The sequence below is a fragment of the Kitasatospora sp. NPDC056783 genome (assembly GCF_042789895.1).
Classification (GTDB): Bacteria; Actinomycetota; Actinomycetes; order Streptomycetales; family Streptomycetaceae; genus Kitasatospora.
Map to the genome: position 1 here is coordinate 1 of NZ_JBHUAF010000289.1, position 11,043 is coordinate 11,043.

Sequence of the window (11,043 nt, forward strand, 5' to 3'; positions counted from 1 at the left end):
GCTCTGCCGACTTCCGGGTGACGACCAACGCGAGCGGGCAGTCCGCGGGGGCCGAGCGGCGCCCGCCACCTCCAGGCGGGGCGCGCCCCGTCAGGGGTTGCGCAGGGCCTCGGTGAGGCGGTGGGCCGCCTCCAGGACGGCCTGGGACAGTTGGGCCCCCGGGTGGCGGGTGAGCCGTTCGATCGGGCCGGAGACGGAGACGGCGGCCACCACCCGGTTCGACGGTCCCCGCACGGGCGCGGAGACGGAGGCAACGCCCGGCTCCCGCTCCCCGATGGACTGGGCCCAGCCCCGGCGCCGGACCCCGCTCAGCGCGGTGGCGGTGAACCGGGCGCCCTGCAAGCCCCGGTGGAGGCGCTCGGGCTCCTCCCAGGCGAGCAGGATCTGCGCTGCCGAGCCGACCTTCATCGGCAGCGTGACGCCCACCGGCACGGTGTCGCGCAGGCCGGTGAGCCGCTCGGCGGCGGCCACGCAGATCCGCACCTCGCCCTGCCGGCGGTAGAGCTGGGCGCTCTCCCCGGTGACGTCGCGCAGGTGGGTGAGGACCGAACCGGAGGCGGCCAGCAGCCGGTCCTCACCGGCGGCCGTCGAGAGTTCGGTGAGCCGGGGGCCGAGGGCGAACCGGCCCTGCATGTCGCGGGTGACCAGCCGGTGGTGTTCGAGGGCGACGGCCAGCCGGTGGGCGGTGGGGCGCGCCATCCCGGTGGCGGTGACGAGTCCGCCCAGGGTGGCCGGGCCGGCCTCCAGGATGCCGAGGATCGTGGTGACCTTGTCGAGCACGCCGACGCCGCTCGTGTTCTCCATGGATGGGTACTCCAGTCTCAGTGCCCGTGAGCGGTGGGTGGTCCTGCTCACGGGGGGCTCCCGGCGGGAGCCGGGGGTGGTCAGCGAGGACGGGCCGGAGAAGTCGGCCGATTGCCTGCGCCGGGCACGAGACGGGTACGCGGAAGGGCCGGGGCGGTCAGCGCCCGGGCGAAGGACAGCACAGAGAGCACCGTGTCTCCTCATCTTTTCCCGCGCCACATTGGCGACAGGCCGGAGTTGGCACTGACCCCGGACGGCACGGCGCGTACTTCGGACGCCGGGTCGATCGGGGAGTTGCCGGGGCTTCGTAGGGCCGGTCCCTCCACCCCTCTGGATGATTCGCGACGAACGATACCCAGCTCCGGGCGCCTCGCCAAACGGCCCCTCTTCCACGGTGCGCTGGTCAGGGCGCCGTCCACGGCCCTGACCAGGCCTGTTTCAGCGGGGACGCGGCTCGGTCAGTCCGGCCCGGGAGGCCGGGTCCGCGCTGCCGGGGGCCGTGGCGTCCCAGGCGCGCAGGGCGGCGAGGGCGGCGGCGCGCTCGGTGGCCGTCGGCCGGGTGCCCTCCGGGGCGAGCAGGTAGTCGGCGACCGGGGTGAGCAGCAGGGTGGCGGACCCGGCGGGCAGGAGCAGCACCTCGTCCCACTGGTGGCGGGTGACGGTGCGGCGCAGCAGGGTGCCGTGGCGCGGCCGGGGCGGGCCGGCGGAGGTGCGGCGGCGGCGGAGTTCGGGTTCGATCTCGGCCTCCAGGGCGGTGCGCACCTCCCGCAGGGGGCCGAGCGGCACGTGTGCGGCGGCGAGGTCGAGGAGGGCGGCGGTCTCCGGGGCGAGCCGGTAGGCGGCGACCACGGCGGCGGTCTCGACGGGCTCGAAGGGCTGCCCGGCGAGCTGGGCGACGTCGATCACGTCGGCGGCGCGGAAGGGCCGCCCGAAGCCGTCCTCGGCGAGGGCGATCAGGCACTCGACGTGGTCGTCGGCGGCCAGGTACGGGCGGACCGGGACGGTGGCGAGGTCGCCGGTGAGCGCGGCGGTGCCGACCCGCACCTGGTACCACGGGTCGAGCAGCGGGTCCTCGGCCGGCCAGCGCAGGGTGACGGCGGTGTGCCGGGGGCGCTCGCCGAGCAGGGCGACCTCCACGGACTCCACGGGGTGCTCGGTGACCAGCCGGTTCACGGCCTGCCAGAGGGCGGCCTCGGTGGGGCTGACGAGGCTGAGCTCGCCCAGCGGCCGGGGCAGCCCGGGCGGGTAGTGGCGGGCCAGTGGGAGGCCGCGGATCGGGCGGACCCCGGTGGCGTCGGCGAGCCGGCGGGCGAGGCGGGCGTAACAGTCGGCCCGGTCGCGGGCGCGCTGCAACTCGGCCCGGGCGTGCCGGCCCATCCGCACGCCCTCCCGGTCGAGCGCGGCGAGCACCAGGTACGGCAGGTCGCGGTCGGCGCGGGCGCGGTGGAGCAGTTCGCCCGGCCCGGCGGCCGGGTCGACGTCGAGCAGCCGGTAGAGCAGGTCGGTGTTCATGGGCTCCGCCTCCGAGGGCCGTGGTGGTCGCCCGGACGGCGGCAGGGCGACCGGGGTGTGGCGGGCCCCGCGGATCGTGCCGGGCCGACTCGGATGCCACACCAGTCATTGTGGTGACGGTCGATCAACACCGGATCACCGCCGGGTCGACGATCCCTCGACAGCCCGGCGGGTGACGTGGGTTGATAGGGACTCATCATTTCGGGGGTGGCACGTGCGCGTGCGGGGGCGAGCACACGAGGCGGGCAGGTGCAGGATGGGTGATTTCCGGTTCTCGGTGCTGGGACTGATGCGGGCGCAGCGCGGTTCCACCGTGCTGAAGGTCGGCAGTCCGCAGCAGCAGGCGATGCTGGCGGTGCTGCTGCTCCGCCCGGGGCACGGCGCGAGCGCCACGGATCTGATCGACGCCCTGTGGGGCGAGGAGCCGCCGAGCACCGCGATGACGACGGTGCGCACGTACGCGTGGCGATGGCGCAAGATCCTCCACGGCGAGGGGCCGGACGCGCCGAACGTGCTGACCTCGGCCGGGGACGGCTACCGGCTGGTGCTGCCCAAGCACGCCGTGGACGCGGCGCGGGCGGAGGAGCTGGCGGCGCAGGCCGAGCGGACGGCGGCGGCCGGGGAGCCGCAGCAGGCGCGCGACCTGCTGAACCAGGCGCTGGAGCTGTGGCAGGGCGAGCCGCTGACCGGCATCCCCGGCCCGTTCGCCCAGCGGCAGCGGCAACGGCTGGAGGAGCTGCGGCGGACCCTGCTGGAGGAGCGGATCTCGCTGGACCTCGCGCTGGGCCGGTTCTCCCGGTGCATCCCGGAGCTGACCTCGCTGACCACCGAGCATCCGCTGCACGAGCGGGCGTACGGGCTGCTGATGCGCGCCCTGTACCAGGCCGGGCGCCAGGCGGACGCGCTGGCGGTCTTCCGCGGCGCGCGCCAGCTGTTCCTGGACGAGCTGGGGGTGGCGCCCGGGGCGGAGCTGGACCTGCTGCACCAGCGGATCCTGGAGGGCGACCCGGCGCTCGCCCCGGCGGCGTCCGTCACGCCGCGCTCCACTCTCGCGGAGCCGGCCGAGCCGCAGGCCGAGCCGGTGGGCCCGCCCGCCGCCGGCCCGGCGCCGGAGGCCCACGCCGTGCCCTCGCCCGCCTCGCCCGCCGCACCGCCGCCCAGGCCGGCCCAACTGCCGCCCGATGCCGCCGACTTCACGGGCCGTACCGGCCTGGTCGAGCGGCTGGGCCAAGCCCTGGGCGCCCCGGGGCGGCAGGCGCTGGTGATCGCGACCGTGGTCGGCATGGGCGGGGTCGGCAAGACGGCGCTCGCCCTGCACGTCGCCCACCGGGTCCGCGAGGCCTATCCGGACGGGCAGTTGCACGCCGACCTGCGGGGCGCCGACGCCACCCCGGCCGATCCGGAGGCGGTGCTCAGCGGCTTCCTGGTGGCGCTCGGCGTGCCGGCCGACGCGGTGCCGGACGGGCTGGACGCCCGCTCGGCGCTGTTCCGTTCGGTGGTCGACGGCCGGCGGCTGCTGCTGGTGCTCGACAACGTCCATGACACCGCCCAGATCAGACCCCTGCTGCCGGGGGCGGTCGGCTGCGCCGTGCTCACCACCAGCCGCACCCGGCTGTCCGGTCTGCCCGCCGCCGTCCAGGCCGACCTCGGGGTCTTCGAACCCGAGGAGGCGCTCGAACTGCTGGGCCGCACGATCGGCGCCGAGCGGCTGGCCGCCGAGGAGGAGGCCGCCCGGGAACTGCTGCTCGTCTGCGGCCACCTCCCGCTCGCGGTGCGGATCGTGGCGGCCCGGCTGGCCGCCCGGCCGAGCTGGACGGTGCAGACGCTGGGCCGCCGGCTGGCCGTCGAGCGCCGGCGGATCGACGAACTGCGGATCGGCGACCTGGAGGTGGAGGCGGCCTTCGAACTGAGCTACCGCCAGTTGACTCCCGCCCAGGCCCGGGCGTTCCGGCTGGCCGCCTCGGTGGACGGCCCGGACCTCGGGCTGGAGGCGGCGGCGGCGCTGCTGGACCTGGACGAGTACGACGCCGAGGACCTGCTGGAGGCCCTGGTGGACGTGGCGATGATGGAGTCGCCCTTCCCCGGCCGCTACCGCTTCCACGACCTGCTGCGCGCGTACGCCCGGCGCCGTCCGGACCATCCCGACGCGGCCGTCGCGGCCCGCGACCGGATGCTGGACCACCTGCTGGCCACCGCGTGCACGGCCTTCCAGCACGCCGTTCCCGGGGACCCGGCGGCCGGCGCCCTGGGGCCCGCCCGCGGTGCGGGCGTCCACCTGGCCGGCCAGGACGGGGCGCGGGCGTGGGCCGAGGCGGAGTGCACCGGGGCGATCGCGCTGGCCGCGCAGGTGGCGGGCTGGACGGTCGCGGAGGACGTCGCGGGAGCGCGCCCCGGACCGGGGACGCGGGGCGCACCGGGGGCGGGGGCCGACCCGGCCACGCGGGACGCACCGGGGCGGGAGGGCGAGCCGGGGCGGGAGGCCACACCGGGGCGGGAGGGCGAGCCGGGGGCGCGGCCGGAGCCGTTGCGCGCCGCGATCGACCTGCTGATCGCGCTCACGCCGTTCGCGCTCGCCCCGCCGAGCCGTCAGCTGGCCACCACCGCGGAGGCCCTGGCCGCCGCCGCGACCCATCGCGCCGACCATCGGGCAGCCGGCCGGGCGCACTTCCTGCGGGGCAACGTCGCGCTGGCCGCCACCCGGCTGGAGGAGGCGGAGGAGGCGTCCCGGCTGGCGGTGGCCGCCTCCCGCGCGGCGGGTGACACGGTGATCCTGCGCCAGGCGCTGAACGACCTCGGCCTGGTCTGCCAGTTCCTGAGCCGCTACGACGAGGCCGTCGAGCACTACGACGAGGCGCTGCTGCTGGCCCGGGAGCTCGGCCACCGCTCCGGGGCGCTGGTGACGACGGTGAACGCCGCGCTGGCCCGGGTGCGCAGCGGGCGGGCCGCCGAGGCCGTGCCGATCTGCCACGAGGTGCTGGCGGAGCTGCGGACCCGGCACGACGATCCGGGCCGGGCGTACACGCTGTACGTGCTGGGGCTGGCGCTGCACGGGCTGGGGCGGCACGAGGAGGCGGTCACCTGGTTCGGCGAGTGCCTGGCGGTGGCCTCGGCGGCCGGTCTGCGGGCCCGGGCCGGGCACGCCCGCTACCGGATGGCGGACAGTCTGCGCTCGCTGGGCCGCACCGAGGAGGCGCTGGAGCACGCCGGGCTGGCGCTGGCGCTGTGCGAGGAGCTGGGTGCCGAGCGGGACCAGGGCCACGCGCTGGTGGTGCTGGGCCGGACGCTGGCGGACCTCGGGCGGGAGGCCGAGGCGGGGGTCCGGCTGCGGGAGGCGCACCGGATCTTCGTCCGGCTGGGGCTGCCGGAGGCGGGGGAGGTGGCGGGGCTGCTGCCCCGGGAGGGTGCGGGGGCCGCGGGGGCGTCGGTCACGGCGGTGACGGTGGTTCAGTCGGTGCCGTCCGCGACGGGCTGCTGAAGAATCGATCCTGCTTCCGGCTGCCGGCGGGTTCAGGAGCCGGGTGTTCAGGAGCCGGTGCTGTTCCAGTCGCCGCCGGCGCCGCCGGTCGGGGTGGGGGTCGGGGTGGGCGTCGGCGTCGCGTCGCCGCTCACCACCGTCGCCACCCCGGCGTCCGAGGCCTGCGCCACGGCGACCGTGACCGAGAGGCCCGCGCCGAGGGTGACCGCCACCCCGAGGCCGACCGTGAACAGCCGGAGGCGGGTGCGGGTGGTGGTGGCCGGACGCTGCGTCATCTCTGGTGCTCCCTCGGCTCGCTTCCCTGCTGGGAAGGGGTTCCTTCGTGGTGTGGCACCAGTCTTGCCGGGCGCGTTCAACGGCCGATCTACAGCCGAGCACCGGTGGTCACCATCGACCACCGGTGCTCGGCGACATCGGTTGAAGGGGCCCGGCGGCGACGCCCGGTCAGACCGCCGGGCGGATCTCCAGGGTGCAGCACTTCACGCTTCCGCCGCCCTTGAGCAGCTCGCTGAGGTCCATCCCGATCGGCCGGAATCCCCGCTCGCGCAGCCGCGCGGCCAGGCCCACGGCCGCCTCCGGCAGCACCACGTGCAGGCCGTCGCTGATCGCGTTGAGGCCGAACACCGCCGCGTCGGCGGCGTCCGCCGGCAGCGCGTCCGGGAAGAGCCGCCGCAGCACCGCACGGCTGCCGGCCGAGAAGGCCTCCGGGTTGTACATGATCTCGTCGCCGTCCAGCACGGCGAGCGCGGTGTCCAGGTGGTAGAAGCGCGGGTCGACCAGCTCCAGGCCTATCACCGGGCGGCCGAAGAACTCCTGGGCCTCCGCGTGCCCGTCCGCCACGCTGCGGAAGCCCCGCCCCGCCAGCACGTGGCTCGCGGTCGTCAGCAGGTCCCCCTCGCCCTCGTTGACGTGCTCCGGGTCGAGCGTCTCGTAACCCCGGGCCCGGAACCACTCCAGGTAGGCCGGGCCCTCGGCGGCCCGCTCGGCGTTGCGGAAGCGCGCCCCGAGCACCTTGCCGTCCACCACGGTGGCGCCGTTGGCCGCGTACACCATGTCGGGCAGGCCGGGCAGCGGGTCGATCAGGTCGACCCGGTGGCCGAGTTCGACGTAGAGCTCGTACAGCCGCTCCCACTGGGCGACGGCGAGGTCGGTGTCCACCGGCTTGGCCGGGTCCATCCACGGGTTGATCGCGTAGGTGACGTCGAAGTGCGTCGGACGGCACATCAGGAAGTGACGCGGGCGCGCGGTGCGGGCCATCGGGAGCTCCTGTGAGGGTCGGGTACGAGCGATACGGGCAGGGACCGGTCAGACGGCGGACGCCGGGGGCCGGGTCGGGAAGTCTCGCAGACCACGCAGCGGGCTGGCCAGCAGTACCGCACCGGCCGAGAGCAGCACGCCCGCCATGATCCAGATGGTGCTGCGGGCGCCGATCACCTCGCCGAGGTAGCCGCCGAGCAGAGCGCCCACCGGGATCGCGCTGTAGTTGAGGGTCGCGGAGCTGGCGCGGATCCGGCCGATCATCTCGGGCGGGCAGTAGCCCTGGGAGAAGCTTCCGGCCAGGACGTTGCCCGCCACCACCCCACAGACCGCGACCGCCCAGGCCAGCGCGCTGACCACCAGCGGCAGCCGGTCGCCCGCCAGCGGCAGCAGCAGGATGAAGGGCGCGGCCACCAGCTCGCAGAGCAGCAGACCACGCGCGCTGCCCAGCTTGCGGGCGATCCGTCCGGCCAGCATCGCGCCGGCCAGTCCGCCGACGCTCACCAGCACGAACACCCCGCCCACCGCGTCCGGTTCGAGCCCCACGCTGCGCACCAGGAAGACCGTCTGCACCGCCTGGATGCCGTTCAGCCCCAGGTTGCCGACCGCCGCGAAGCAGGCGAACGTGCGCAGGTACGGATCGCGCAGCAGGAACCGGACGCCCTCGCCGATCTCACGCTGGATTCCGCGCCGCTCGGACACCGGCGGGGGGTGCTCCTCCGTCCTGATCCGCCGCAGGCAGATCGCCGACACCAGGTAGGTGAGCGAGTCCGCGAACATCCCGCTGGCGGCGCCGAACGCCTGTGAGAGCAGACCGGCCGCGCCCGGACCGGCGATCTCGGCCGCCGAGGCGCCGGAGCGCAGCTTGACGTTGGCCTCCAGCAGGTCGGCCTTGCCGACCAGGGTGGGCAGCACGGCACCGTAGGCGGTGGAGAAGAACACCTTCACCGCGCCGGTGAGCAGGGCCACCACCACCAGCTGGGTGAGCGAGAGCACCCCCAGCCAGCTGGCCACCGGCACGCTGCCGAAGAGCACGAGCAGCAGCAGGTCGCAGACCAGCATCACCCGCAGCCGGGGCCAGCGGTCCACCCAGGCGCCGGCCAGCAGGCCGAGGAAGAGCCACGGCAGCCAGGCGGCCGCGTTGATCACGCCCACCGCGAGGGGGCTGGCGCCCAGGGTGACCACGGCCACCAGGGACAGCGCCACGCTCCCGACGGCCGTGCCGAGATTGCTGGTGGTCTCACCGATCCAGAGTCGGCGGAAGTCCCCGTGGGCCCACAGGCCCCACCGGCTGCGCGGCCGGTCCGGCGGCGCCGGTGACTCGATCGGAGTGGTGGTGGTCATCGCGGCTCACGCTCCGGGCTTCTCGGTGTGCTGGGACTTCTCGACGGTGGCGCCGGCGCTCTCGGGCCGCAGTTCGTCGGCGAGCACGGCGGCGATCCGGGCGAGCGGCTCCGGCCGGGCCAGGTCGCCGTGGCCGAAGGGCAGCCGGTGGCCCTCGATCCGGCCGTCCAGGTAGGGCCGCCAGACCTCCTCGTACGGCCAGTCGGCCGGCTTGCCGAGGGTGGCTCCGAAGAAGACGGCGTCACCGCGGTAGCGCCGGGGCCGGTGCTCGGCCATCAGCTTGCGGTGCCGGTCGAACACCTCGGGCAGGAGGTGCGCGGCCTCGCCGAGCACCGCCGCCAGCTCGGCCCGGCCGCTGCCGTTCGCCGGGTCGTAGCCCAGCGAACGCAGCAACTCGTCCACCGTGTCGGCGGGTTCGGACGGCGGGGCGGCATCGGTGCGGGCCGCCGGGCCGCCGTCCAGCAGGGCCAGCAGTCCGACCGGCGCGCCCTCGGCCCGGAGCCGGACGGCCATCTCCTGGGCGACCACCGCGCCGAAGGACCAGCCCAGCAGGTGGTACGGGCCGGACGGGTGGACGGCGCGGATCTGCCGTACGTAGTCCTCGGCGATCTCGGCGACACTGGCCGGCGCCCCACCGCGCAGGCCACGGGCCTGGAGGCCGTACACCGGCTGCTCGGGGTCGAGGTGGCGCAGCAGCCCGGAGTAGACCCAGCTGATGCCGGCCGCCGGGTGGACGCAGAACAGCGGGGGCCGGTCGCCGCCGGTGCGCAGGGGCAGCAGCACGTCCAGGGCGTCGGCGGCCGGGCCCTGGTCGAGCCGGCCGTCCAGCCCGGCCACGGTGGGCGCCTCGAACAGCGCCCGCATGCCGAGGTCGACGCCGAGGGCGGTGCGGATGCGCGAGAGGAGCTTCATGGCGAGCAGGGAGTGTCCGCCGAGATCGAAGAAGTTGTCGTCGATGCCGACGCGCTCCAGGCCGAGGGTCTCGGCGAACAGGGTGCAGAGCAGCTGCTCGCGCGGGGTGCGGGCCGGCCGGCCGGCCGGGTGGGCGGCGAACTCCGGTGCGGGCAGCGCACGGTGGTCGACCTTTCCGCTGCCGGTCAGCGGCAGGGCGGGCAGCGCGACGAAGGCGGCGGGCACCATGTGGGCGGGCAGCCGCTCGGCGGTGAAGGCCCGCAGTCCGGCCGGGTCGAGCGGACGGTCGCTGACCAGGTAGGCGACCAGCCGGGTGCCGCTGTCGTCCGGCCGGACGACAGCCGTGGCGACCTCGGGGTGGTTCGTCAACACCTGCTCGATCTCGCCGAGTTCGATCCGGAAGCCGCGGATCTTCACCTGGTCGTCGGTGCGGCCCAGGTACTCCAGCTCGCCGCCACGGGCACGGCGGACCAGGTCCCCGGTGCGGTACATGCGCTTGCCGGGGGCGAAGGGGCTGGCCACGAAGCGCTCGGCGGTCAGCGCGGGCCGGTTGAGGTAGCCCCGGGCCAGGCCGGCGCCCGCGAGGTACAACTCCCCCGCGACGCCCGGCGGTACCGGGTTCAGGTGCTCGTCCAGCACGTACCCCGCCGTCCCGGCGACGGCCCGGCCGAGCACCGGACGCTCGGAACCGTCGAGCGACTGCTCCAGGGCGTCCACGGTGGACTCCGTCGGGCCGTACAGGTTGTACGCCCGCAGGCCCGGGGTCTCCCGCAGCCGCGTCCACAGCCCCTGCCCGACGGCCTCACCGCCCACCAGCACCACACGCGGCGCGGGGTCCTCCAACAGGCCCTCCTCGACGAGTTGGGCCGTGAAGGAGGGAGTGGAGTTCACCACGTCGATGCCGTGGGCGTCGAGGTGGCGGACCAGGGCGGCCGCGTCCAGACGCAGGTCGTCCCCGATCAGGTGCAGCTCGTGCCCGGCGACCATCCACAGCAGGCCGTCCCAGGAGGCGTCGAAGCAGAGCGAGGCCGTCAGCGCGAAACGCCGGCGGGGCTCGCGCGCCATCATGCCCGCCCGGTGGCCGGCCAACAGGGCGGCCAGGCTGCCGTGCGAAACCACCACACCCTTGGGGCGGCCCGTGGACCCGGAGGTGTGAATCACGTACGCCGCGTCCGCTCCGCGCAGGTCGGCCCTCACGGGCTCCGCCGGACCGGGGGTATCGGTGACGTCCAGGGTGGGCAGGTCGGCGAGCAGTTCGGGCAGCGGCCAGCGGCCGTCCGTCAGCACCAGCGCGGGCCCGGCGTCCGCCAGGGTGTAGGCCGTCCGCTCCGCCGGATACCCGGCGTCCAGCGGCAGGTACACCCCGCCCACCTTGAACACCGCCAGCAGCCCGATCACCGTCTCCACCGAGCGCGGCAGGGCAAGAGCCACCACCTCACCCGGACGAATCCCGGCACCGGCCAGCCGGTGTGCCAGGCGGTTCGCCCGGTCGTTCAACTCCCGGTAGGTGAGCGCCTCTTCGCCGCATACCAGCGCCACCGCCTCCGGTGTCGCCGCCGCCTGGGCCGCGAACACCGCCGGAACCAACGGCACCTCCCCAGGCAACGGCGTCGCACCGCCGACCAGTTCGGCCCGCTCCGCCGGAGACAGCAGATCCGCCCGGCCGATCGGCAGGTCCGGACCGGCCGCGACAGCGGCCAGCAGCCGCCCGAACCGGACCGCGATCGCCTCGACCGTCC

Annotated in this window: 7 protein-coding genes and 1 riboswitch; of the genes, 1 reads left to right on the forward strand and 6 read right to left on the reverse strand. The window is 75.6% G+C overall.

Annotated elements, in window-relative coordinates; genetic code table 11:
• Nucleotides 1-90: 90 nt before the first annotated feature.
• Both ACFRMQ_RS30225 and ACFRMQ_RS30230 read right to left on the reverse strand, forming a co-directional pair.
• On the reverse strand, nucleotides 91-804 hold the full coding sequence (locus ACFRMQ_RS30225) for an IclR family transcriptional regulator (protein ID WP_380733861.1): 714 nt from the start codon (nucleotides 802-804) through the stop codon (nucleotides 91-93).
• A gap of 197 nt (nucleotides 805-1,001) precedes the next feature.
• A riboswitch (SAM riboswitch) is annotated at nucleotides 1,002-1,145 on the reverse strand.
• Between the two features lie 97 nt (nucleotides 1,146-1,242).
• Entirely contained in the window at nucleotides 1,243-2,316 is a 1,074-nt protein-coding gene (locus ACFRMQ_RS30230; protein ID WP_380733862.1) for a hypothetical protein, read from the reverse strand.
• Nucleotides 2,317-2,572: 256 nt separating this feature from the next.
• Between ACFRMQ_RS30230 and ACFRMQ_RS30235 the strand changes: the two genes are divergently transcribed.
• On the forward strand, nucleotides 2,573-5,791 hold the full coding sequence (locus ACFRMQ_RS30235) for a BTAD domain-containing putative transcriptional regulator (protein WP_380733863.1): 3,219 nt from the start codon (nucleotides 2,573-2,575) through the stop codon (nucleotides 5,789-5,791).
• 47 nt (nucleotides 5,792-5,838) lie between these two features.
• Here the strand turns inward: ACFRMQ_RS30235 and ACFRMQ_RS30240 are convergent, their stop codons facing one another.
• From ACFRMQ_RS30240 to ACFRMQ_RS30255, 4 genes are all read right to left on the reverse strand, one after another.
• Nucleotides 5,839-6,066 (reverse strand): hypothetical protein, encoded by a 228-nt coding sequence (locus ACFRMQ_RS30240; protein ID WP_380733865.1) that lies wholly within the window; start codon nucleotides 6,064-6,066, stop codon nucleotides 5,839-5,841.
• Nucleotides 6,067-6,235: 169 nt separating this feature from the next.
• The gene (gene ddaH, locus ACFRMQ_RS30245; RefSeq protein ID WP_380733868.1) at nucleotides 6,236-7,081 is read right to left on the reverse strand and encodes a dimethylargininase; all 846 of its coding nucleotides are present in this window, start codon (nucleotides 7,079-7,081) and stop codon (nucleotides 6,236-6,238) included.
• Between the two features lie 15 nt (nucleotides 7,082-7,096).
• A complete protein-coding gene (locus tag ACFRMQ_RS30250; RefSeq protein WP_380733866.1) occupies nucleotides 7,097-8,392 on the reverse strand; it encodes an MFS transporter in 1,296 nt (431 codons plus the stop codon).
• 6 nt (nucleotides 8,393-8,398) lie between these two features.
• The coding region (locus ACFRMQ_RS30255; protein WP_380733867.1) for an amino acid adenylation domain-containing protein at nucleotides 8,399-11,043 on the reverse strand (2,645 nt) is incomplete at its 5' end.

Bases quoted from the DNA above. Each gene is read 5' to 3' on its own strand.
- ACFRMQ_RS30240 (WP_380733865.1), bottom strand. From the start codon at position 6,066: ATGACGCAGCGTCCGGCCACCACCACCCGCACCCGCCTCCGGCTGTTC.
- ACFRMQ_RS30250 (WP_380733866.1), bottom strand. From the start codon at position 8,392: ATGACCACCACCACTCCGATCGAGTCACCGGCGCCGCCGGACCGGCCG.
- ACFRMQ_RS30225 (WP_380733861.1), bottom strand. From the start codon at position 804: ATGGAGAACACGAGCGGCGTCGGCGTGCTCGACAAGGTCACCACGATC.
- ACFRMQ_RS30235 (WP_380733863.1), top strand. From the start codon at position 2,573: ATGGGTGATTTCCGGTTCTCGGTGCTGGGACTGATGCGGGCGCAGCGC.
- ACFRMQ_RS30230 (WP_380733862.1), bottom strand. From the start codon at position 2,316: ATGAACACCGACCTGCTCTACCGGCTGCTCGACGTCGACCCGGCCGCC.